This window comes from Stenotrophomonas sp. SAM-B, from assembly GCF_013387485.1.
Lineage (GTDB): Bacteria > Pseudomonadota > Gammaproteobacteria > Xanthomonadales > Xanthomonadaceae > Stenotrophomonas > Stenotrophomonas maltophilia_AA.
Genome location: NZ_JABBXB010000003.1, coordinates 424,574 through 446,904 on the forward strand (window position 1 = coordinate 424,574; position 22,331 = coordinate 446,904).

General features: G+C 66.4%; 25 protein-coding genes. 10 read left to right on the forward strand and 15 right to left on the reverse strand.

What is annotated here, in order from left to right:
• Positions 1-3: 3 nt before the first annotated feature.
• Positions 4-2,175, reverse strand: coding sequence for a M3 family metallopeptidase (locus HH110_RS09670; protein WP_176989465.1), 2,172 nt, complete (start codon positions 2,173-2,175; stop codon positions 4-6).
• A gap of 408 nt (positions 2,176-2,583) precedes the next feature.
• Here HH110_RS09670 and HH110_RS09675 point away from each other — a divergent pair, with 408 nt between their 5' ends.
• Complete coding sequence (locus tag HH110_RS09675) at positions 2,584-3,066, forward strand: glutathione peroxidase (RefSeq protein ID WP_176989466.1); 483 nt, start codon at positions 2,584-2,586, stop codon at positions 3,064-3,066.
• Between the two features lie 107 nt (positions 3,067-3,173).
• On the opposite strand, the gene HH110_RS09680 is transcribed toward HH110_RS09675, so the two are convergent.
• The 4 genes from HH110_RS09680 to HH110_RS09695 all read right to left on the reverse strand — a co-directional run bounded on the left by HH110_RS09680 (position 3,174) and on the right by HH110_RS09695 (position 7,438).
• The gene (locus tag HH110_RS09680; RefSeq protein WP_176989467.1) at positions 3,174-3,953 is read right to left on the reverse strand and encodes a ferredoxin--NADP reductase; all 780 of its coding nucleotides are present in this window, start codon (positions 3,951-3,953) and stop codon (positions 3,174-3,176) included.
• Between the two features lie 95 nt (positions 3,954-4,048).
• Positions 4,049-5,920 carry an ABC transporter ATP-binding protein gene (locus tag HH110_RS09685; RefSeq protein ID WP_176989468.1) on the reverse strand — a complete coding sequence of 624 codons (1,872 nt, stop codon included), beginning with the start codon at positions 5,918-5,920 and terminating at the stop codon, positions 4,049-4,051.
• A 142-nt stretch (positions 5,921-6,062) separates the two neighbouring features.
• Entirely contained in the window at positions 6,063-6,506 is a 444-nt protein-coding gene (locus tag HH110_RS09690) for a carboxymuconolactone decarboxylase family protein (protein WP_176989469.1), read from the reverse strand.
• A 35-nt stretch (positions 6,507-6,541) separates the two neighbouring features.
• Positions 6,542-7,438, reverse strand: a complete 897-nt coding sequence (locus HH110_RS09695; protein ID WP_176989470.1) for an RNA polymerase sigma-70 factor — start codon at positions 7,436-7,438, stop codon at positions 6,542-6,544.
• A 153-nt stretch (positions 7,439-7,591) separates the two neighbouring features.
• Between HH110_RS09695 and HH110_RS09700 the strand changes: the two genes are divergently transcribed.
• Entirely contained in the window at positions 7,592-9,109 is a 1,518-nt protein-coding gene (locus HH110_RS09700; RefSeq protein ID WP_019185911.1) for a fumarate hydratase, read from the forward strand.
• A 101-nt stretch (positions 9,110-9,210) separates the two neighbouring features.
• On the opposite strand, the gene HH110_RS09705 is transcribed toward HH110_RS09700, so the two are convergent.
• The gene (locus HH110_RS09705) at positions 9,211-9,846 is read right to left on the reverse strand and encodes a LysE family translocator (RefSeq protein WP_176989471.1); all 636 of its coding nucleotides are present in this window, start codon (positions 9,844-9,846) and stop codon (positions 9,211-9,213) included.
• A 160-nt stretch (positions 9,847-10,006) separates the two neighbouring features.
• Between HH110_RS09705 and HH110_RS09710 the strand changes: the two genes are divergently transcribed.
• Complete coding sequence (locus HH110_RS09710) at positions 10,007-10,642, forward strand: glutathione S-transferase family protein (protein WP_176989472.1); 636 nt, start codon at positions 10,007-10,009, stop codon at positions 10,640-10,642.
• A 6-nt stretch (positions 10,643-10,648) separates the two neighbouring features.
• Here HH110_RS09710 and HH110_RS09715 read toward each other — a convergent pair whose 3' ends face one another.
• From HH110_RS09715 to HH110_RS09730, 4 genes are all read right to left on the reverse strand, one after another.
• A complete protein-coding gene (locus HH110_RS09715; RefSeq protein WP_176989473.1) occupies positions 10,649-11,758 on the reverse strand; it encodes a sterol desaturase family protein in 1,110 nt (369 codons plus the stop codon).
• Between the two features lie 109 nt (positions 11,759-11,867).
• A complete protein-coding gene (gene arsC, locus HH110_RS09720; RefSeq protein WP_176989474.1) occupies positions 11,868-12,221 on the reverse strand; it encodes an arsenate reductase (glutaredoxin) in 354 nt (117 codons plus the stop codon).
• The gene (locus tag HH110_RS09725) at positions 12,221-13,387 is read right to left on the reverse strand and encodes a phospholipase A (RefSeq protein WP_176989475.1); all 1,167 of its coding nucleotides are present in this window, start codon (positions 13,385-13,387) and stop codon (positions 12,221-12,223) included. Before HH110_RS09725 ends, arsC begins: the two co-directional genes overlap by 1 nt.
• A 153-nt stretch (positions 13,388-13,540) precedes the next feature.
• The gene (locus tag HH110_RS09730; RefSeq protein WP_176989542.1) at positions 13,541-14,026 is read right to left on the reverse strand and encodes a DUF456 domain-containing protein; all 486 of its coding nucleotides are present in this window, start codon (positions 14,024-14,026) and stop codon (positions 13,541-13,543) included.
• On the opposite strand from HH110_RS09730, the gene HH110_RS09735 reads away from it, so the two are divergent.
• Both HH110_RS09735 and HH110_RS09740 read left to right on the forward strand, forming a co-directional pair.
• Complete coding sequence (locus HH110_RS09735) at positions 14,010-14,150, forward strand: hypothetical protein (protein WP_176989157.1); 141 nt, start codon at positions 14,010-14,012, stop codon at positions 14,148-14,150. The two genes, HH110_RS09730 and HH110_RS09735, sit on opposite strands and share 17 nt — an antisense overlap.
• A 108-nt stretch (positions 14,151-14,258) precedes the next feature.
• A complete protein-coding gene (locus HH110_RS09740; protein WP_019185917.1) occupies positions 14,259-14,462 on the forward strand; it encodes a cold-shock protein in 204 nt (67 codons plus the stop codon).
• Between the two features lie 88 nt (positions 14,463-14,550).
• On the opposite strand, the gene HH110_RS09745 is transcribed toward HH110_RS09740, so the two are convergent.
• Positions 14,551-15,036 carry a glycine zipper 2TM domain-containing protein gene (locus HH110_RS09745; protein ID WP_019185918.1) on the reverse strand — a complete coding sequence of 162 codons (486 nt, stop codon included), beginning with the start codon at positions 15,034-15,036 and terminating at the stop codon, positions 14,551-14,553.
• Between the two features lie 118 nt (positions 15,037-15,154).
• A complete protein-coding gene (locus tag HH110_RS09750; protein ID WP_176989476.1) occupies positions 15,155-15,595 on the reverse strand; it encodes a cytochrome c in 441 nt (146 codons plus the stop codon).
• A 94-nt stretch (positions 15,596-15,689) separates the two neighbouring features.
• On the opposite strand from HH110_RS09750, the gene HH110_RS09755 reads away from it, so the two are divergent.
• Positions 15,690-16,499, forward strand: coding sequence for a ThiF family adenylyltransferase (locus tag HH110_RS09755; protein WP_176989477.1), 810 nt, complete (start codon positions 15,690-15,692; stop codon positions 16,497-16,499).
• Positions 16,500-16,527: 28 nt separating this feature from the next.
• On the opposite strand, the gene HH110_RS09760 is transcribed toward HH110_RS09755, so the two are convergent.
• Positions 16,528-17,400, reverse strand: a complete 873-nt coding sequence (locus HH110_RS09760) for a LysR family transcriptional regulator (protein ID WP_176989478.1) — start codon at positions 17,398-17,400, stop codon at positions 16,528-16,530.
• Between the two features lie 98 nt (positions 17,401-17,498).
• On the opposite strand from HH110_RS09760, the gene HH110_RS09765 reads away from it, so the two are divergent.
• Positions 17,499-18,902, forward strand: coding sequence for an MFS transporter (locus HH110_RS09765; RefSeq protein WP_176989479.1), 1,404 nt, complete (start codon positions 17,499-17,501; stop codon positions 18,900-18,902).
• Here HH110_RS09765 and HH110_RS09770 read toward each other — a convergent pair.
• A complete protein-coding gene (locus HH110_RS09770; protein WP_176989480.1) occupies positions 18,876-19,649 on the reverse strand; it encodes a TatD family hydrolase in 774 nt (257 codons plus the stop codon). The genes HH110_RS09765 and HH110_RS09770 overlap by 27 nt on opposite strands.
• A complete protein-coding gene (locus HH110_RS09775) occupies positions 19,646-19,870 on the reverse strand; it encodes a DUF6116 family protein (RefSeq protein WP_176989481.1) in 225 nt (74 codons plus the stop codon). Before HH110_RS09775 ends, HH110_RS09770 begins: the two co-directional genes overlap by 4 nt.
• Before the next feature lie 159 nt (positions 19,871-20,029).
• Between HH110_RS09775 and HH110_RS09780 the strand changes: the two genes are divergently transcribed.
• The 3 genes from HH110_RS09780 to HH110_RS09790 all read left to right on the forward strand — a co-directional run bounded on the left by HH110_RS09780 (position 20,030) and on the right by HH110_RS09790 (position 22,293).
• Entirely contained in the window at positions 20,030-20,860 is an 831-nt protein-coding gene (locus tag HH110_RS09780) for a glycine zipper 2TM domain-containing protein (RefSeq protein ID WP_123730792.1), read from the forward strand.
• Between the two features lie 131 nt (positions 20,861-20,991).
• Positions 20,992-21,543, forward strand: coding sequence for a GNAT family N-acetyltransferase (locus tag HH110_RS09785; protein ID WP_176989482.1), 552 nt, complete (start codon positions 20,992-20,994; stop codon positions 21,541-21,543).
• A gap of 90 nt (positions 21,544-21,633) precedes the next feature.
• Positions 21,634-22,293, forward strand: a complete 660-nt coding sequence (locus HH110_RS09790; RefSeq protein ID WP_176989483.1) for a glutathione S-transferase family protein — start codon at positions 21,634-21,636, stop codon at positions 22,291-22,293.
• The last annotated feature ends 38 nt before the right edge of the window (positions 22,294-22,331 follow it).

Below are 22,331 nucleotides of genomic sequence, written 5' to 3' on the forward strand. Positions count from 1 at the left end.
CGCTTACTTCTTGCCGTCACCCGAGGTCAGGCCGCGCTTCTCCAGCAGGGGCTCGATCTGCGGCTCATGCCCGGCGAAATTGCGGAACAGTTCCATCGCGTCGACGCTGCCGCCCTTGGACAGCAGGGTCTGGCGGAAGTGGTCGCCGTTCTTGCGGCTCAGGCCACCGTTCTCGCGGAACCACTTCTGGGTGTTGGCATCCAGCACTTCCGACCAGATGTACGCGTAGTAGCCGGCCGAGTAGCCGCCCATGATGTGGCTGAAGTACGGGGTCTTGTAACGCGGCGGGACCGGCGCGTAGAAGATGCCGTCCTTGGCCAGGGCCTCGGCTTCGAACTTCATGACGTCCTTGGCGGCCGGCACCTGGTCCGGGCCGATCTGGTGCCAGCGCTGGTCGAGCATGGCCGCACCGAGGTATTCGGTGGTGGCGAAGCCCTGGTTGAACTTGGCGGCAGCGACGACCTTGTCGAGCAGTGCCTGCGGCATGGCCGTGCCGTTCTGGTAGTGCTTGGCGTAGTTCTTCAGGATGACCGGATCATCGGCCCACATCTCGTTGACCTGCGAGGGGAATTCGACGAAGTCGCGCGGCACCGAGGTGCCCGAGAAGTAGGGGTACTTCACGTTCGAGAACATGCCGTGCAGGGCGTGGCCGAATTCGTGGAAGGTGGTGGTCACTTCATCCCAGGTCAGCAGGGTCGGCTTGCCGGCCGGCGGCTTGGGGATGTTGAGGTGGTTGGCGACCACCGGCTTGAAGCCGGTCAGTTCGGACTGCGAAACGTACGAGTTCATCCACGCGCCGCCGCGCTTGGAGGCGCGTGCATACGGGTCGAAGATGAAGATCGCCAGCTGGCTGCCGTCGGCATCGAACACGTCGTAGACGGTGACGTCCTCGTGGTAGACCGGCAGGTCGGTGCGCTGCTTGAAGGTCAGGCCGAACTCGAGCTGGGCGGCGTGGAAGACGCCGTTCTCGAGCACGTTCTTCATTTCGAAGTACGGCTTGAGCTGGGATTCGTCGAAGTTGTACTTGGCCTGGCGCACCTTCTCGCTGTAGAAGGCCCAGTCCCATGCTCCCAGCTTGAAGGTCGGCTTGCCGGCGGCCTTCTGTTCCTTGTCGATCATCGTCTGCAGATCAGCGGCTTCGCGCTTGGCGTTGGCCACTGCGGCCGGTGCCAGCTGGCCGAGCATCGCGTTGACGGCTTCGGGCGTCTTGGCGGTCTGGTTGGTGAGGTTGTAGGCGGCGAAGTTCGCAAAGCCCATCAGCTTGGCCTTGTCGGCACGCAGCTGCATGATGCGCGAGACCAAGGCGGTATTGTCGTACTCGCCGCCGCGGCTGCCGCGGGTCACCGAGGCTTCGTAGATCTTCTGGCGCAGCGCGCGGTTGGCCAGGTTGGTCAGCGGCGGCTGGCCGGTGGTGTTGAGCAGGGTGATGACGTACTTGCCGTCCTGGCCACGGGCCTTGGCGGCTTCGGCGGCGGCGGAGATCTGTTCCTGCGAGAGGCCGTCCAGTTCCTTGACGTCGTCGACGGTGATCGCCGAGGCGTTCACTTCGGCCAGCACGTTCTGGCTGAACTTGGTGCCCAGGTTGGCCAGTTCGGCGTTCATTTCCTTGAGCTTGGTCTTGTCCGCTTCGGACAGCTTGGCGCCGGCGCGGACGTAGTTCTCGTAGTACTTCTCGACCAGGCGCACGCCTTCGGCGTCGAGGCCGAGCTGGGTGCGGGTGTCGTACAGGGTCTGGATGCGGGCGAACAGCTTGCCGTTCAGCGCGATGGCGTCGCTGTGCGCGGCGAAGCGTGCGGAGTAATCGGCCTGCAGCTTCTTGCGTGCGTCGTTGGTGTCGGCACCGACGAGGCTGAAGAAGACGGTGGTGGCGCGATCCAGGGTGTCACCGCTCTTTTCCAAGGCGATGAGGGTGTTGTCGAAGGTCGGCTTGGCCTTGTTGTTGGCGATCGCCTCGACTTCCTTCAGCTGCTGGGCCATGCCGGCGTCGAAGGCGGGGGCGAAGTCGCTGTCCTTGATCTTGTCGAACTGCGGGAAGTGCAGCGGCAGCGGGCTGTCGGCGAAGAACGGGTTGGCCTGCTGGGCGGCGGTCGCGGCCGGGGTGGCGGCGGTGGCGGAATAGGCGGGCAGGGCAAGGCCGAGGGTCACGGCGACGGCGAGGGCAAGACGGGTGGTCAAGGGGAAATCTCCGGTCAGACAAGTCTTTGAGGGTAACCCGAGCCGTTGCGGAGCGGCTTGTGTCGAAAGGCATGTTCTGGCCGGACCACGGCCGGGGCATTGCGAAAGGGCGCGGTCACTGCAACAGCAACAGCAATAGCGGCGGTGGGCTGCTGCGAGGCGCGGGGCGGGTGGGGGCCGGCGGGGCACGCTGTGAATACGTCCATGTACGCTCGTAGTGCGCCATCCATGGCGCACTACGGCCCCGCCAACCCCCACCCGCCCCGCGCTGGATACTGTCCGGCGCCTCGAAAAGCGGCGTGCGGCCCAGATGGGGAGCGGTAGTGCCGACCGCTGGCCGGCTCCTCAGCCCCCCAGGCCGCACGCGGTGGGCGAGCTAAGATGGGTCTTTCCACCGGAGCCCCTGCCATGACCACCGCCTTCGATTTCCCGTTCGTGGACCTGTCCGGCCAGCCGCAGGCCTTGGCGCAGTACCAGGGCAAGGTGTTGCTGCTGGTCAATGTGGCCAGCAAGTGCGGGTTTACGCCGCAGTACGAGGGGCTGGAAGCGCTGTGGCGCGAGTTCGGGCCGCGGGGGCTGGTGGTGATCGGGTTTCCCTGCGATCAGTTCGGGCACCAGGAGCCGGGCGATGCGGCGCAGATCGGGGAATTCTGTTCGCTGACCTATGGGGTCAGTTTCCCGATGTCGGACAAGGTCGAGGTCAACGGCGACGGCGCCGATCCGCTGTGGCAGTGGCTCAAGGCCGAGAAGGCCGGGGTATTGGGCACGCGCGGGATCAAGTGGAACTTCAGCAAGTTCCTGGTCGGCCGCGATGGGCAGGTGCTTCATCGCTATGCGCCGACCGACACGCCGGCATCGCTGCGCGGAGATATCGAGGCCGCGCTGGGTTGACGGCCTCGCCCGGCCAGGACCGCGGCGACGCGTAGAGCCGGCCGCTGGTCGGCTCCTCGGGTGGCATCACTTTGGCGGGGTCCAGCCACGCATGGCGTGGCTCCACCTTACTTTTCGACGAACGCGCGCTCGAACACGTAATGACCCGGGGTGCCGATGCGCGGCGAGGTCTGGAAACCGCGGCTGTCCAGCACGGTGCGCAGGTCGGCCAGCATCTGCGGGCTGCCGCAGATCATGGCGCGGTCGTTTTCCGGGTCCAGCGGCGGCAGGCCGAGGGTTTTCTGCATCTCGCCGCTTTCCATCAGCGAGGTCAGGCGGCCCTGGTTCGGGAAGGTTTCGCGGGTCACGGCCGGGTAGTAGAGCAGCTTGTCGCCGATCATCTCGCCGAGGAATTCGTGCTCGCGCAGTTCCTTCTCGAACAGGTCACGGTAGGCCAGGTCCTTTTCGTAGCGCACGCCGTGGGTGAGGATCACCTTGTCGAAGCGCTCGTAGGTTTCCGGGTCCTTGATCACCGACAGCCACGGCGCCAGGCCGGTGCCGGTGCCGAGCAGGTACAGGTGCTTGCCCGGATGCAGGTCGCTGATCAGCAGGGTGCCGGTGGGCTTCTTGCCGACCAGTACCTTGTCGCCCGGCTGGATGTGCTGCAGGCGCGAGGTCAGCGGGCCGTCCTGGACCTTGATGCTGAAGAACTCCAGGTTCTCTTCCCAGTTGGCACTGGCGATGGAGTACGCGCGCAGCAGCGGGCGCGCCTCGGTTTCCAGGCCGATCATCACGAACTGGCCGTTCTCGAAGCGGAAGCCGCTGTCGCGGGTCGTGGTGAAGCTGAAGTAGGCGTCGGTCCAGTGACGGACCTCAAGCACCGTTTCGGCGCCAAAAGCGGAAGACATGGGGGTGGGGTTCTGGTCGGTTTCGTCGGGTCTAGTTTATCTCAAATGAGATAAATTCTCATTGACTGGCCGGACAGGCCCGTCAAGCGGGGGTTTCAGCGGTAGCCGGCCGCCTGCAGCTCGAACAGTTCGGCATAGCGGCCGCCCTGGGTCATCAGTTCGGCGTGGGTGCCGCTGGCCTCGATACGGCCGCCGGCCAGCACCAGGATGCGGTCGGCCATGCGCACCGAGGAGAAGCGGTGCGAGATCAGCACGGCGGTGCGATTGTCGGACAGTTCCTTGAACCGCTGGAACACCTCGAACTCGCTGCGCGCATCCAGTGCGGCGGTTGGCTCATCGAGGATCATGACCTGCGCATCGCGCATGTAGGCACGCGCGATCGCGATCTTCTGCCACTGCCCGCCGGACAGGTCCACGCCCATCTTGAAGCGGCGGCCGATGAGCTGGTCGTAGCCACCGGGCAGGCCGGCGATGACCTCGTCGGCCATGCCGCGGCGGGCGGCATCGCGGATGCGGGCGTCGTCGGTCATCGCCTCGACCAGGCCGACGCCGATGTTCTCGCCGGCGCTGAGGTTGTAGCGCACGAAGTCCTGGAAGATCACGCCCATGTTGGCGCGCAGGTCATCCAGGTCGTAATCGCGCAGGTCGCGGCCATCGAGCAGGATGCGGCCTTCGTCGGGGTCGTACAGGCGGGCCAGCAGCTTGACCAGGGTGGTCTTGCCGGCACCGTTCTCACCGACCAGGGCCAGCACTTCGCCGGCGCGCAGTTCGAAATCCAGGTGGCGCACTGCCCAGCTTTCAGCATCGGGATAGCGGAAGCCGACGTTCTCGAACACGAAGCCGTCGGTGATCGGCTGCGGAATGGCGACCGCGTCCGGGCGCGAATGGATCTCCGGTTGGATCTGGAAGAACGAGAACAGATCGTCCAGATACAACGCCTGCCCGGCGACCTGGGAAAACCCGATCAGCAGGCCTTCGAGCAGTTGGCGCAGGCGCAGGAAACTGCCGGCGAGGAAGGTCAGGTCGCCGATCGAGAAATCGCCGCGCACGGTGCGCCACGCGATGTAGGCATACGCGGCGTAATAGCCCAGCGTCCCCAGCGCGGCCAGCAGCGTGCCCCAGATCGCGCGCTTGCGGGCCAGCGCACGGTTGGCGAGATAGAACTTCTCCGCCAGCAATTTGTAGCGGTCGATCAGGAACCGATGGAGGTTGAAGATCTTCACCTCCTTGGCGGTTTCCACGCTGGCCCCGATCTGGCGCAGGTATTCCAGCTGACGGCGCTCCGGCGTCCACTGGAAGTTGAGACTGTAGCCGGCGGCGTTGAAATGCGATTCGCCGATGAACGCCGGGATCAGCGCGACCGCGAGCAGCAGGATCAACCACGGCGCGTACACGATCAGGCCGACCGCGAGACTGGCGACGGTGATGCTGTCCTGCACCTGGCCGAACAGCTGGCTCATCAGGTTCATGCGGCCCATGGTCTGGCGCCGTGCGCGGTCCAGCTTGTCCTGCAGGTCGGGGTCTTCGAAGTCCTCCAGATCCAGTTCGGCCGCGTGTTCCATCAGGCGCACGCTGGTGACGTTGGTGAACAGCTCCGACAGCAGCGTATCGGCGTAGCTGACCATGCGGCCGAGCAGGTCCGAGGCCATCGCCAGACCGAACTCGAGTGCGAGCAGCCCGAGCAGCGGGTTCAGCAGCCCGCTGGAGAGCGCCTCGCCGAACGGCGGGAAACCCGCATCGTGCTGGCTGAGCAGCACTGCCGCATCGATGATCAGTTTGCCGACATAGAGCATCGCCACCGGCAGCAATGCACGGATCACGCGCAGGCCCAGGCTGGCCAGGGTCAGCCCGGGGCTGGTCTGCCAGACCTGGCGCAGGAACGGGGGCAGGTTGCGCATCGCATTGACGCGCTCGCGCAGGCTGGGGTTCTTCTGGCCGGGTGCACCGGCAGCGGGGGAGGCGGGCATGGGCGGTATTGTGCGCGCCGTGGCCGTGGTTGATGCATGAATTCAGTGCATGCGCACCAGCCCGGTAGTGTCGGCCGCTGGCCGGCTCCAGGTCGCATCCAGCATCGTGCGGAGCCGGCCAGCGGCCGGCACGACCCGACCCTTACGGCAGCGGCGGCAGCAGCCCGGCGCCGAGGCGGTTCCAGGCATTGATCACCGCGATGCCCATGCTCAGGTCGCTGATGCCTTTCTCGTCGAAGTGTGGCGCCAGCGCCTCGTAGGCGGCGTCGGAGGGGGCCGCACTGCTCAGCCGGGTCAGCGCCTCGGCCCAGCCCAGCGCGGCGCGCTCGCGCGCATCGAAGAAGCGGCTTTCGTGCCAGGCCGGCAGCGTATCCAGCTTACGCGGTTCGATCCCGCCCTTGCGCAGGGCGGTGCCGTGCATGTCCATGCAGTAACCGCAGCCATTGATCTGCGAGACACGCAGGAACACCAGTTCCATCAGCACCGGATCGATCGAGCTGTCGTGCACTGCCTTGCTGGTGGCCAGCAGGCCCTTGAAGGCCTCGGCGGCGAGGCGGGTGTAGGGAACACGGGGGGACGCAGACATGACGGACTCCATGACGGCCGCAGCGGCCGTCTTCATCAGGAGGACGTGCCAGCGTCGCGCGCTGTGACAAGGGCCGTGAGTTTTTCCGGATTGAGCACGCTGAGCACGCGCACGATGCGCCCTGCATCGACCGTGATCATCGTGACCGAGTGCAGCTGGTCGCCGGCGAAACGCAGGATCGCCGGCTCGCCGTTGACCTGGCCGAGCCGGGCCGGATGCTGCCCGTTGCGGCGCGCGATCGCCCAGTACAGCTGTGCGATGCGCTCGGCCCCCAGCAGGGGACGGATCGCCGCGGTCACGCGGCCACCGCCGTCGGAGATCATCTCGGCATTGGCATCGAGCAGGGAGCGGATCGCGGTCAGATCGCCCTGCTGCGAGGCGTCCATGAAGCGCGCCAGCAGGTCGCGGTGCTGCGCGGGCGAGACCGTGAAGCGCGGGGCGCCCGTCTGCAGCCGCTGGCGCGCCCGGTGCACCAGCTGCCGGCAGTTGGCGGGCGAGTGCTCCAGCAGGGGCGCGATATCCGGGTAGTCGTAGTCGAACACGTCCTTGAGCAGGAAGGCGGCACGCTCGTCCGGCTTGAGCTGCTCCAGCAGCGCCAGGAAGGCCACCGAGACCTCGTCGGCCAGCGCATGCCGCTGGGCCGGGTCCTGCAGCGGGTCCGGATCCAGGGCGATCTCCAGCGGTTCGGGCAGCCAGGGCCCGACGTACTCCAGGCGCGCGCTGCGCATCGCGCGCAGCCGGTCCAAACCGAGCCGGGTGGTCGCGGTGACCAGCCAGCCCTCCGGATCACGGATCGCGGCGATGTCGGTGCCCTGCCAGCGCAGCCAGGCGTCCTGGACGATGTCCTCGGCGTCGCTGCGGCTGCCCAGCAGGCGGTAGGCCAGGGCGAACAGGCGGGGGCGGTGGGTCTGGAAGGTATCGGTCGGGGTCATGCCGGGAGGACGCGGCAGGGCGGGCCGCTGTGACAAGGCTGGGCGGCCACTGTGCACCAAAAGCCGCGGCCGCGAGCGATTCTCAACGCCGCCGGGCGGTCCTTGTTAAAATCGGCGGTTCAACCCCGCCAGCCTCCAGCAAGCGAGCAAGTCGTGACATCGATCAAGCAGGAAGACCTCATCCAGTCCATCGCCGACGCGCTGCAGTACATTTCGTACTACCACCCGGTCGATTACATCAAGAGCCTCAACGCTGCCTACGAGCGCGAAGAGTCACCGGCCGCGAAGGAAGCGATGGCGCAGATCCTGATCAACTCGCGCATGTGTGCCGAAGGCCACCGGCCGATCTGCCAGGACACCGGCATCGTCACCGTGTTCCTGGAAATCGGCATGAACGTGCGTTGGGACGACGCCACGATGGGCGTGGAAGACATGGCCAACGAAGGCGTGCGCCGTGCCTACAACTACCCGGACAACAAGCTGCGCGCGTCGGTGCTGGCGGATCCGGCTGGCAAGCGCATCAACACCAAGGACAACACCCCGGGCGTGGTCAACGTCAAGGTCGTGCCGGGCGACACCGTCGAGGTGATCGTGGCGGCCAAGGGCGGCGGTTCGGAAGCCAAGAGCAAGTTCGCCATGCTCAACCCGTCCGACTCGATCGTGGACTGGGTGCTCAAGACCGTGCCGACCATGGGTGCCGGCTGGTGCCCGCCGGGCATGCTCGGGATCGGCATCGGTGGCACCGCCGAGAAGGCGATGCTGCTGGCCAAGGAGTCGCTGATGGAGCCGATCGACATCAACGAACTGAAGGCACGTGGCGCCTCCAACCGTGCCGAAGAGCTGCGCCTGGAGCTGTTCGACAAGGTCAACGCGCTGGGCATCGGCGCGCAGGGCCTGGGTGGCCTGACCACGGTGCTGGACATCAAGGTCAAGGATTTCCCGACCCACGCCGCCAACCTGCCGGTCGCGATGATCCCGAACTGCGCGGCCACCCGCCATGCGCACTTCACCCTGGATGGCAGCGGCCCGGTGATGCTGGATCCGCCGTCGCTGGAAGACTGGCCGCAGATCACCTATGACGCCTCCAAGGGCACCCGTGTCGATCTGGACACGATCACCCCGGAGGACGTCGCCAGCTGGAAGCCGGGCCAGACGCTGCTGCTCAACGGCAAGCTGCTGACCGGCCGCGACGCCGCGCACAAGCGCATGGTGGAAATGCTGGACAAGGGCGAGCCGCTGCCGGTCGACCTCAAGGGCCGCTTCATCTACTACGTCGGCCCGGTCGATCCGGTGCGCGACGAAGTGGTGGGCCCGGCCGGCCCGACCACCGCGACCCGCATGGACAAGTTCACCCGCCAGGTGCTGGAACAGACCGGCCTGCTGGGCATGGTCGGCAAGGCCGAGCGCGGCCCGGCGGCGATCGAGGCGATCCGTGACAACAAGTCGGCGTACCTGATGGCGGTCGGCGGCTCGGCGTACCTGGTCTCCAAGGCGATCAAGGCCGCCAAGGTGGTGGGCTTCGCCGACCTGGGCATGGAAGCGATCTACGAGTTCACCGTGCAGGACATGCCGGTGACCGTGGCGGTGGATTCCACCGGCGAGTCCGTGCACCAGACCGGCCCGCGCGAATGGCAGGCCCGCATCGGCAAGATTCCGGTCGTCGTCGCCTGAGGCCTCCGGTCGCAGTAATGCTGGAAACGAAAACGGCGCCCAAGGGCGCCGTTTTTCGTGGCTGACGCGGGCAGGCACCGACCGTTGGTCGGGGCTTCCCCTCAGCGGCGCGCGTCCACCAGCATGCGCACCGCCAGCGCGCCGAGCACCGTGCCCATCAGGCCGCGCTGCACCGTCTGCCAGCGCGGGCGCCCGGCCAGGAAGGTGGCGATACTGCCGGCGGCCAATACGATCAGTGCGTTGACACTGACGCTGATCGCGATCTGGACCAGGCCCAACACCACCGATTGCGCCATCACGCTGCCATGCCCGTGGGGCTGGATGAACTGCGGCAGCAGCGAGAGATACATCACGGCGATCTTGGGATTGAGCAGCGCGGTGAACAGGCCCATGCCGAACAATCTGCGCGGGCTGTCGTGGTCCAGCGTGCGCAGCTGGAACGGCGACCGTCCGCCGGGGCGCAGCGCCTGCCAGGCCAGGTGCAGCAGATACGCCGCGCCGGCGAGACGCAACACATCGTAGGCATGCGGCACTGCCATCAGCAGCGCGGTGATGCCCAGTGCCGCGCACACCAGGTACACCAGAAAACCCAGCGCGACACCGCTCAGCGAGATCAGCCCGGCAGTGCGGCCCTGGCAGATCGAGCGCGAGATCAGATAGAGCATGTTCGGCCCGGGCGTCAGCACCATGCCCAGCGAAATCAGACCGAAGGCGAGCAGGGCGGACGAATCGGGCATGGGAGGATCCTGGGCGCGCGGCGGGGCAGAGGAAGCATTCTGCGAGCGTCCGCGGCGCAGTGGCAGAGACAGAACGCATCCCCACCGCCGGTGCTCTGTACCCATGGGATGGCACGGAGCGCGGGCGCATACTGTGCGCCTCCCTCAAGAGGCCCTGCACATGCGCACCACGCTGTATGGATCACCGAGTACCGCCGCCCTGGTCGTCCACTGGCTGCTGCTGGAACTGCAGATAGAGCACGATCTGGTGCTGCTGGATTTCGACAAGCGCGAGCACAAGGACGCGGCGTATCTCGCCTTGAATCCCGCCGGCCTGGTGCCGACGCTGGTGCTGGACGGGCAGGTATTGACCGAAGCGGCAGCGATCGCGCTGCATCTGGCAGACCGCCATCCGGACGCGGCCCTGCTGCCGGCCCCGGGGACCGCCGAGCGCGCCGAGGCCTACCGCTGGATGTTCTGGTGCGCCAATACCGTGCAACCGGCGTATCGGGCGTGGTTCTACCCGCAGGAAATGGCCGGCCCCGAGCACGTGGACGCGACCCGCCAGCGGGCGCGCGAGCGGTTGGAAGGCGCTTGGCAGCATCTGGCCGAGCACCTGTCCACGCGCGGCCCGTATGTGCTGGGCGAGTCGTTGAGCGTGGTCGATTTCATGCTGGTGATGCTGATGCGCTGGTCGCGCAACATGCCCACGCCGAGTGACACCTGGCCGGCATTGAAGGCCTACGCCGATCGCCTGAAAGCCCGCCCGGCGTTCGCCGAGGTCTACCGTCGCGAGGGCATCACCGACTGGCGCTGAGTAACGTCAGTCGACGTACTCGTCGAAGGTGCGACGCGCACGGAACGGCATCAGATGCTGGTTGAGCAGGCCCTTGGGCACGGTTTCCAGTTTCATGACGCCGTATTCCTTCGGCCATTGACGTTGATCGCGGGGCAGTTTGAAGGTGCCCATCAGCATGTCCACCAGCGGCAGGTGGATGGCATAGTTGACGTCGACGTACTCCTGCTGCCGCGCGTGATGCCAGTGGTGGTAGCGCGGCAGCACCAGCAGGTACTCGAGCCACCCGAAACGGATGCCCAGGTTGGCATGCGCCAGCACCGCCTGCAGACCCACCAGGATCACGTAGGCGTTGATTGCCGGGGTCGAGAATCCGAGTATGAGCAGTGGCAGCAGCACGCAGCTGCGGGTCATGACGATCTCGACGAAATGGATGCGCGAGCCGGCCAGCCAGTCCATGTGCCGGCTGGAGTGGTGCACCGCGTGGAAGCGCCAGAGCCATGGGGTGTTGTGATACGCGCGGTGCAGCAGCGCCTGGGCCATGTCCGCGACGAATACGGCGATCAGGAACTGCAGCCATACCGGCATCGATTGGATCAGCGTCTTGAGCGCAGGAAACGCGGCCAGCCCGGCAATGGTCGAAGTCGAGGCGGTCACCAGGATCAGGATGAACTGCACGAGCACGTGGCTCATGAAGAAATAGCCGACATCGGTACGCCAGCCCGGCCGTAGCGGCGAGAGCACGTGTTTGCCGAGGTAGCGCTCCAGCGGCACGAACACCAGCGCCGAGAAGAACAGCGACAGCACGAACCAGTCCAGACCCAGCGAGTAGGGTGTCTGCCCGATCGAATCGAACTGGACATTGGTACCCCCCAGCAGCACCGCCAGGGTGGCGCTGCCGACGCCGACCGTGGCGATCCGCTTGTTGCGGTCGCGCAGGATCGCCATCGTGCCCAGCATGAAGGCGGCGGCCAACCCGACCAGCAGCAGGTGGCGGGCGAACTGTTCGTTGTAGACCGCGCGGAACTCGCGGCTGGTCAACAGATCCGGAAAATGGAAGCAGGCCACGCCCAACAGGCTGAGCAGGCCCAGCAAGGCGGAGGCGTAGGCGAAGAACGAGCGTCGTGGTCGGGCCATCCGCTGGCATCCAGGTGAAAGGGCAAGGGTAGTGTGAGTGCGGGAGCCGGCGTAATGGAAGAGGCAACCACGACCTGCGTTGGTCTGCGGAGGCCTCTGAGGCACGGCCCTACGCCGGCAGGATCTCCAGCACCGTCTCCGGCGGCCGGCACAGGCGTGCCCCGCGCGGGGTCTCCACGATCGGGCGGTTGATCAGTTCCGGGTGGGCGACCATCGCCTCGATCAGCGCGGCATCGGTCAGCGCGGCGTCGTCCAGCCCGAGCGAACCATAGGCCGGCTCCTTGCTGCGCAGCAACTCACGCGGAGCGATACCCATGCGCGTGATCAACGCAGCCAGCGTCGGGCGGTCCGGCGGCGTCTTCAGATACTCGATCACCACCGGCTCGATGCCGTGCTCACGCAGGAGTTCCAGCGCCCCGCGTGAATTGCTGCAGCGCGGGTTGTGCCAGATCGTCACCGCCATCAATACCACTCCAGCAGCGACACACCCAGGCCGACATACGTGGCCTTGTGGTTGTAGTCGATCATGCTCTCGCCGTAGCCATCGAAGATCTGCACGTGGCCGCGCAGCAGGTTGCTGATCGGGAAGCCGTAATCGAGCTGCAGCGCACCGTGCGAGCGGTCGCCGCCGCGCAGCGAGTGACGCGCCATCAGCGAGACTTCGTGACCGTTCTTGTTCCAGGTCAGGGTGGCATCACCGCGGCCCATGTAATCGGAGATGTCCGGGTTGTTGTCGTCCTTGCGGTCTTCCGGGATGCGATACCACGGGCGCAGCACCAGCGCCCAGTTTTCGCGGTCCAGGCCGACGGTGGCGATCACCCGGTTCCAGCTGCGCGACAGGGGATCGGCGCGGCCGTTGGACATGTGGTTGACGCTGATCCCGCTCATGCGTCCGCGCCAGCCGCCGATCGAGTAGCCGTTGCGGAACATCATCATCACTTCCGGCTCGTAGTTGGTCTCGCGGAACGGGCGCGAGTTGTCGGCGTTGTAGGCCTGCCAGCGCGAGCTCTGCGTGTAGCCGGCCCAGATGTCGCCGTTGTCGCCGAATAGGTTCTCCACGATCTTGGTCTTGAAGCTGAGCTGGAACTTGAGTTCCGCGCTGTCCAGCTGCTGCGAGGTGGTGACCGTGTTGACCGGGTTGGGCGACTGCGGCATCTGGTTCTTGTCGCTGGTCCAGAACGCGGGCAGCAGGTAGACCGGCTTGTAGGCGCGCAGCTGGAAGGCGCCGAGCTTGGAGTCCTGCGCGAGCTCCCAACGGCTGTCGAGCAGCGAGCCTTTGCCGGCATTGGCCAGCGCATCTTCATGGCCGTCGTTCTTGAACACTTCGCCGAGGCGCTGCTTGACCCGCTGCGTCGCCGGCGCATCGGCGTCGGCACTGCGGGAGGCCTGACGTTCTTCGCGGCGCTCCTGCTTGGCGGCGCTGGCAGCGGCATCGGCGGCCAGAGTGACCTCGGGCGTACGCCCGAACAGCTTGTCGTAGCAGGCCAGGCGCGCTGCGTCAGTGTCCACCAGGGCGCAGGCCTCCGGCGAGGCCGGGGTAGGCGCGGCCTCCTGGGCAGCAGCAGGCAGCGCCGCGCAGGCCAGGGCCAGGGCGGTGAACAGGGCGGAACGGGAATGGGGCATGGTCATGGGAGCAGGGCCGCGTGACAAGAATGAATGGGTCTAACCGCACAGTGTCGCCGCTGCCCGGATTTCCCGCCAGCGCACGACATCATCGATCTGACCGGGTTTATGCCGGTCAATGGTGTGCTCAGGGCGTGAAGCCGCACCGCTGCGGTGCGGTCAGAAGAACCAGGCGAAGGCGAACAGCCCCAGCATCGCGATCACCAACGCGAGCTTCAAGGCGAATCCCAGCAGGATGCCCAGCCACGTCGCCAGGCCCACCTTGGTCGAACGCCCCAGCTCGCGGGTATGCCAGTACTCGCCCAGCAAGGCGCCGGCCAACGGCCCCACGAACAGCCCGATCGGCATGAAGAACACCCCGACGATGCTGCCCAGGAAGGTGCCCCACAGCGCCTTGCGGCTGGCGCCGACCCGCTGTGCACCGACCACGGTGGCCAGGATGTCGACCGCGAAGGAGAGCAGCGTCAGCAGGCCCAGCACCGTCAGTGGCAACCAGCCGACATGGACGAAATCGTCCGCCCACGCCGCCAGCAGCACCCCGGCAAAGACCAGGGGGATGCCGGGCAGGGCGGGAAGGATCACGCCGGCGATGCCGACGAGCACCAGAACGACGGCTAGCAGGTACAAGATGAATGAATGGTCCATGCTGTCCAGTATGGTTCCTGAAATGGGGTTGACATCCGAAGGTTTTGGCCAGTTGCTTTTTCGTTTTGCTCGGGTTAAGTTGCAGACGCTGAGCTTGGCAAGGTCACCGTGGATCGTGGCCTGATGATGGTAGATCTTCCAGATCCGCTGCATCGTTGCACCTCGCTTCCCCCTTGCTGTCAGCCGCCTGTACGGGTGTATCCAACAACAAGACAGTTAGGGAGTAGCTGAGATGGCTGAGAAGGGCACCGTCAAGTGGTTCAACGACGCGAAGGGTTTCGGATTCATCAGCCGTGAGAGCGGCGAAGATGTGTTCGTGCACTTCCGCGCGATCGAATCCCAGGGCTTCAAGAGCCTGAAGGAAGGTCAAGCGGTCGAGTTCGAAGTGGTCACCGGTCAGAAGGGCCTGCAGGCCGACAAGGTGAAGCCGCTCTGAGCGCAGACCGGGTCCTGCCTGGTTGACACACGAAAAGGGCCCGCTTGCGCGGGCCCTTTTTTATTGCCTGCGGGTGACGTTGCGCTGATCAGCGCAGGATGACCTTGCCGTTGACCACGCGGACGTAGGTGTTCTCGCGGATACCGCCCAGATCGCGCTGGTTGACGACGACGGTACGGCCATCGTCCATGCGCACGGTGATGTCGAAGGTATCGCTGGTGACGTTCTTCTGGATCTGGTTGCCAGCCAGCGCGCCACCGACTGCGCCTGCGGCGGCCGCGATGTTCTTGTTGCCGCGGCTGCCACCGGTGTGGTCGGAGATTTCGTGGCCGGCGACCGCGCCGACGATGCCACCCAGGACTGCACCGGTAGCGCTCGGCGCGCTGCGGCCCGAAGCGACCTGGTTGATGCGGGTCACGATGCCGCAGTCGGCACAGCGGTTGGTGTTGTAGTTGCCGCCGGAATTGCCGTAACCGTTGTTGTAACCACTGCTGCCGTAACCCGGCGAGGTGGTGGCACAGCCAGCCAGGGCGACGGTGGCAACGGCAGCGGCGGCAATCAGTTGAATCTTCATGGTGTATCTCCTGGCCAGAGGGGTGGTCGAATGCGTCTGGTGCGCATGGAGCAGATCGTGTCCTGTGCTGCGTGAACAGCGTGCCAATCCCGGGCCGCCAGCGTGGCTGGAAGATGAATCAGCGGAAATCCTGGTGGCAGGCCTTGCAGTCGGTCTGGATCTTCTCGACCAGCGTGGCCATGCCCGGGCAGTCGGTCGGCGGTGCGGCGAGGGCCTCGTTGAGGGTGGCGCGCAGGGCGCTGGCGTGCGTTTGGAAGCCCTGGCTGTCCTTCAGGCCGGGAAAGGCCAGGTCCAGGTCATTGGACAGCGAGCGCAGGGTCTGCAGGCGCGGCACGGTGTCGGCCAGGCTGCAGCGGTTCTGCGCCTGCGCCGCCTGCAGCAGTTCCACCTGGCGGTTCATCACGTGCATGAGCGAATCCGGGAAGGGGTCCTGGCGGGCCTGGATCGCGCGCGAGACCATCACCGTGGCAATCAGGCCGATCACCAGGCCAAGCAGGCCGACGAACAGGTAGCGGTAGGCGGCGGACGGGCGGCGCTGCGGGGTCACGGGGTCGTTCATGGTGAGGGCTTCCTTGAGGGTGGCTGCGGCGATGGTACGACGCGTCCTGTCCACGGCGCGTCCCGGCCGGGCCAGTGCGCATTAAAATAGGCGCATGAACGACGTACTGCGCGAACGATTTGCCGGCATCGACCGGTTGTATGGAGTAGGCACCGTGGATCTGCTCGCCAGCCGCCGGGTGGTGGTGGTGGGCATGGGCGGCGTCGGCTCCTGGGTGGTCGAGGCGCTGGCGCGCACGGCGGTCGGGCACCTGACCCTGATCGATGCCGATGACATCTGCGTGTCCAACACCAACCGCCAGCTGCCGGCGCTGGCCGGTCAGTACGGCCGCAACAAGGCCGAGGCGATGGCCGAGCGCTGTCGGGCGATCAACCCGGACATCAGCGTCGATGCGATCGCCTCGTTCCTGACCGTGTCCAACATGGTCGAGCTGCTGGACCGCGATTTCGATCTGGTGATCGACGCCTGCGACAGCTTCCGGGTCAAGGTCGAAACCATTGCCTGGTGCCGCCGCCGCAAGCTGCCGATCCTGACCGTGGGCGCGGCCGGTGGGCGGACCGATCCCACCCTGGTGCGGATCCGCGATGTCTCGCGCACCGAGCACGACGCGATGATGGCGCTGATCCGCAAGAAGCTGCGCAGCGACTTCAACTTCCCCAAGAACGCCTCGCGTTACTTCGGCGTGCCGGCGGTGTACTCGCTGGAAAACGTGAAATACCCGCAGGCTGACGGCAGCGTATGTGGCATCCGCCCGAACCTCGGCGGGGATGCGGCGCTGAAGCTGGACTGCGGCGCAGGGCTGGGTGCGGCAACCCACATCACCGGTGCGTTCGCCTTCGCGGCGGTGGGCAAGGCGCTGGAGATGTTGATGAAGAAGCCGGCCAAGGCGGTCACGGCCGACTGAGCCGCTGCGGTCACGTCAGTGGACCGGCTTACGCTTCCAACGCGAGGCCGGGCCGGTCCGCGACGACCTTCGCCACAAAGTCCATGACCGTGCGTACCGAGGGTGACCGCCGGAGGTCACGGTGCACCACCAGCCAGATGTCACGCCAGAACGGCGCCCCGTCATGCTCCAGCGGAGTCAGTCCGGGCGCGGCATCACCCAGAAAGCGCGGCAACGCGGCCACGCCCGCTCCGGCCAGCGCGGCTGCCCGATGACTGCTGATGTCGCTCAGTTCGCACGCCACGGTACGGCTTCCCGCGATCTGCAGCAGCCACTGCTGCTGGGGCATGTCAGCAAACTGCGTGTCATAGGCAATGAAGGCCCAGTCTTCGGGCCGACGGGTGGCGACGTACTCGTGGCTGGCATAGAGCGCGAACGGCATTCGTCCGATTCTGCGCACAACGCTGCTGGCTTCCTTGGGGCGGACGAGCCGCAGAGCCACATCCGCCTCGCGGCGGGCGAGTGATACCTGCTGGGCCTGCGCCGACACGGAAAGTTGAATGCCGGGCTGCGCTGCCCGGAAGTCGGCAACCCGTTCCGCCAACAGGTGCGCCACCAGCACTGGTGGTGCACTAAGGGTCACCCTGGCATTGACAGCATCCTGGCTGGCCCGGCTCACGCGCGCGACAGCAAATGCCGAGGCGTCCATGGCCTTGGCGTGCTCGTAAATCTGGACGCCCATCGCGGTAAGCCGGACGGAGCGCGGCAAGCGCTCGACCAGCGCAACCTGCAGTTCGACCTCCAGGGCCGCAACACGACGGCTGACGGTTGCATGGTCGACATGCAGCGCCCGAGCCGCGCCTGACAAGGTGCCGTCGCGCGCAACCGCCAGGAAATGACGGAGATTCTCCCAGTCGAACATCGGTGCGTTTTCGCAGGTATGGAGTGTGATTTCGGGGAATTTTCGAGGGTGCCCGCCAAGCCTAGCATGGACGGTCTCTTCTGCTTGTGGGACCCCAAATGGCAGCTTTTCCTGCTTCCGCGCGCGGTACGCTCTGGGCCGCCGCGCTCGGCTTCGTGGTGGTGCTGCTGGACATCAGTGTGGTCAACGTCGCACTGGATGCCCTGCAGCATGAATTTTCAACCGATGTGGCCGGCTTGCAGTGGGTGGTCAATGCCTACACCCTGGCATTCGCCGCACTGCTGCTTACCAGCGGGGCGCTGGGCGACCGCTTCGGCGCGCGCCGACTCTATCTCTCGGGCTTGGTGGTGTTCACTCTGGCGTCGGCTGCCTGCGGGCTTGCGGGCAGCCTGCCCGTGATGGTCGGGGCCAGGCTGATCCAGGGCATGGGCGCGGCGCTGCTGGTACCCAACTCGCTGGTCATGGTGCAGCAGGCATTTCCGGACAGCCAGGCGCGTAGCCGTGCCGTCGGGTGGTGGGGCGCTCTCGGGGGAGCGGCTCTGGCTGCCGGTCCCGTGCTGGGCGGAGTGCTGGTATCGCATGCAGGCTGGCGCAGCGTGTTTCTGATCAATCTTCCGATGGGTTTGATCGCGATCTGCCTGACGCTCCGGCATGCGGCGCCGTCCGGCGGCGGACATCGGCGTGGCCTCGACTGGCGTGGGCAGGTGGCTGCCATGGTCGCGCTGGCAGCGACCACCATGACCTTGATCGAGGCAGGCCAGCTGGGTTGGCAGCATGGCGTGGTGCGCGGAGGGACGCTGTTGGCGCTCATGTCCCTCGCGGCCTTCCTCTGGATTGAAGCGCGCAGCACCTCACCCATGCTGCCATTGAATCTGTTTCGGAATCACACCTTCTCCATCGTCTCGTTGGCAGGCGTCGCGGTGAATTTCGCCTATTACGGACTGATCTTCGTGTTCAGTCTGTTTTTTCAGATGCAGCAGCATCTGTCGCCGCAACAGACCGGGCTGGCCTTTCTGCCGATGACCCTCGTTCTGGTCGCACTCAATGTGGTGGCGGGGCGCCTGATTACGCGTCTCGGTCCCAGGTTGCTGATGTTCATGGGCCTTGCGCTGGCGGGATCGGGTTACCTGTTGCTGATGCGGGTGAGCATCGGGGGCCAGTACGCGCTGTTGATCGTACCGATGCTGATGGCGGCAAGCGGGGTCGCCTTGGTGGTGCCGACCATGACCAACGCGACGCTTGCATCGGTCGACCGGTCGCGGGCGGGCATTGCCTCCAGCGTACTGAACTGTGCACGACAGGTCGGCGGCATGCTGGGCGTTGCCCTGTTTGGCAGCCTGATCGGCGATGGTGCGCCGGATGCGTTCATGCATGGCATGCACATGTCGATCGGCATGGGGGCGGGAGCGCTACTGCTGGCGAGCGTCCTGTGCTGGTTTGGCATGCGCCCGGGGCCGCTCCACCCGTTGCGCGCTTCAGGAGAAACCGTGAAGCCCGAATAGGGTGCGCGCATTGGCCGTGGTCTGCGCGGCAATCGCCTCGGCCGGTTCCCCGCGCAGGCGCGCCACCGCCGCCAGGATCACCGGCAACCGCGCCGGCTCATTGCGCTGGCCGCGGATGCCCGCATCCGGCTGGTCCGGCGCGTCGGTTTCCAGCAGCAGCTGCTCCAGCGGCATGCTGGCCACCAGGCGGTGCAGGCGCTGGGCGCGGTCATAGGTCAACGGGCCGCCCAGCCCGATCAGGAAGCCCAGCTGGTGCAGCTGCCGCGCCTGCTCGGGGCTGCCGGAGAAGCTGTGGACCACGCCGCGCAGCCCACCGATCTGCTTGATCGCCGCGATCACCGCATCCACCGCACGGCGCGCATGCACGATCACCGGCAGCTCGAATTCGCGTGCCAGCCGCAGCTGGCCCAGGAGGTAGTGCAGCTGGGCGTCCGCATCCAGACCCTCCACGAAGAAGTCCAGCCCGCACTCCCCAACCGCGCAGGGGCGCTCGCGTTCGAGCCACGCACGCAGTTCCTCCAGGTGTTCGGGGCGATGCTGGTCCAGGAACATGGGGTGCAGCCCGTAGGCGGGGTGCAGCCCGTCGGCCAGCCGGCAGGCGTCGCGCAGGCCGGGCCAACTGGCGGCAGTGACCGCCGGCACCACCTGCGCCCGCACTCCGGCCTCGCGGGCGCGCGCGATCACTTCAGGGCGATCCGCATCGAACTCGCCCGCATCCAGGTGGCAGTGGCTGTCGATCAACCTCACGCGCGGCGCTTGGCCGGCAGCGGCGGCGGCGTTCTGTCGCCACGTCGTTTCCAGTTGGCCAGCAGCAGCGTGCCCAGGCCGAACAGGATTTCGTCCACGAACGGCAGCGGGTCCGGAATCACCAGGGTCACCGCGAACAGGGCGGCGGTGATCTTGAACAGGGTGGGGTAGCGCAGCCGACGCGCCCATTCCAGCACCGGCAACAGTATGGGATTGGACATGAGGCACTCCTGGGCAGATGCTGTAAACGCTATCACGAGCCCAAGGCTCACCGAACCTGAATGGGCGACCGGATGTTCACGATCCGTGGAGATTCCGTTCAGGGTGGCCGTGCTGGAATTCACTCAAGAACGTTGCGGATCGTCCGCAAGGAGCCGGTTATGAAAAGTACAACTACTACTGCGTTGGTCGCTGCGGGTGCGCTGCTGGTCGGCGGGATCGCCACCGCTGCCTTCATGAAGGGCGGCAGTTCCTCGCCCGATGCGGTGACCGCTGCTCAGACCCGGCCCACTCTGGACACCACGCCGCTTGCCGACGATGGCGCGCGTACTGATCAGCTGGCCATCGAAGACAAGGCTGGCAAGCTCGAGTACGCCGACATCGTCAAGGTCGACCCGCTGACCAAGAAAGAAAAGGCCTACGCCACCGTGATCGGCACCGAGCCGGTGCGCGAGACGTCCAGCACGCAGACGCCGCATGAAGTCTGCCAGGACGTGGTGGTCCAGGAACGTCTGCCGGAGCGCGACGGCAATGTCGGCGGTACCGTCGCCGGTGCCGTGATCGGCGGCCTGCTGGGCAACCAGGTCGGCGGTGGCAACGGCCGCAAGGCTGCCACGGCCGCGGGTGCCGTCGCCGGCGGCATGATCGGCAACCAGGTCGACAAGCGCCACGTCGGTGGCCGCGTGGTCAACCGTACCGAGCGCCAGTGCCATACCGAAACCGCGACCTCCGAGTCGACCCGCGTCACCGGCTACAACGTGACCTACCGCAATGAAGACGGCACCACCGGCACCATGCGCATGGCCAGCAAGCCGGGCAACCGCATCCCGATGGGCACCACCAATGCGGTGACCGGTTACAACGTGACCTACCGCTACGACGGCGCCGAGAAGACCGTGAAGATGGACAACAAGCCGAGCAGCGATCGCCTGCCGGTGATCGACGGCCAGCTGGTCACCCAGACCGCCGCACTGGATGCGAACAGGCAGTAAGTGCCTGCAGCTCGAATGCATCACCCGCACGCCGGCATCTGCCGGCGTGCTGCGTTTTGGGGGGCAGCGGCACAGCGCGCCGATCGGTGTTCTGGGATCATCTGCGTATACCCGCACTCACAGAGGACGCCATGAGCATTTTCGACCTCCGGCTGGAGACCGACCGTCTGATCCTGCGCCCACCGCGCGCCGAGGATTTCGATGCCTTCCTGCGCTTCTGTTCGGATCCGGAGGTGATGCAGCACCTCGGCGGCGTGCAGGCACCGTCGCAGGCCTGGCGCAGCTTCAGCTGCCTGGTCGGCAGTTGGCACCTGTATGGGTTTTCGATGTTTTCGGTGATCGAAAAAAGCAGTGGCGACTGGGTCGGCCGCATGGGCCCCTGGCAGCCGCTGGACTGGCCGGGCACCGAGGTCGGCTGGAGCATCCGCCGCGAGAGCTGGGGCAGGGGCTATGCGCCCGAAGCGGCGGTGGCCAGCATGGACTGGGCGTTCGACACACTCGGCTGGGAAGAGGTCATCCACACCATCGATGCCGCGAACGAGAATTCCAAGGTGGTCGCGCGCAAGCTGGGCAGTTCGCTGCTGCGGATGGGCGAGCTGCCGCCGCCACATGCCGGCAAGCCGATCGAGATCTGGGGCCAGTCGCGCCAGCAATGGCAGCAGCGACGCGCCACGCAGCGGTGATGCTGCACCCGCGCTTGGCAAAGGCGATGCGGTGAGGCCAGACTCGGCATCGCGGGCAGGCCGCCCGCGATGCATGGCCAAGAGGGTGCGATGACGTCGTTGCGGGCTCCATTGACGGTGTACGGCATGTCCGTGTCGGGCAACTGCCACAAGGTGCGGATGCTGCTGGAGCAGCTGGGCACGCGCTACCACTGGGTCGAAGTCGACAGCGCGCACGGCCAGACCCATACGCCGGATTTCCTGGCGATGAATCCCAACGCCAAGGTGCCACTGGTGCAGCGCGACGACGGGCGCGTGCTGCCCGAATCCAACGCGATCCTGTTCTGGCTGGCGGAGGGCACGCCATATCTGTCCACCGATGGCTGGGAGCGCGCGCAGACGCTGCGCTGGATGTTCTTCGAGCAGTACAGCCACGAGCCCTGCCTGGCGGTCGCACGTTTCATCAGCGGCTGGACGCCCGTGGACTCGCCGCGCCGCAACGAGCTGCCGCGCCTGCGCGAGCGCTCGGCGCAGGCCCTGGCGGTGATGGAGGAGCACCTGGCCACGTCGCCTTGGTTCAGTGGACGGGCCTACGGTATCGCCGATATCGCGTTGTTCGCCTACACCGATGTCGCGGCGGACGGCGGCGTCGCGCTGTCGCCGTACCCGGCGGTCCAGGGCTGGCTGCAGCGCGTGCGCGGGCAGCCGCGGTTCGTGCCCATGCCCACGCCGCTGCCGGAGGTGCAGGTCCTGTTCGCGCAGTCCATCTGAGGTCCATCCGGTTGTCCACACCCGCAACACGTCACGGA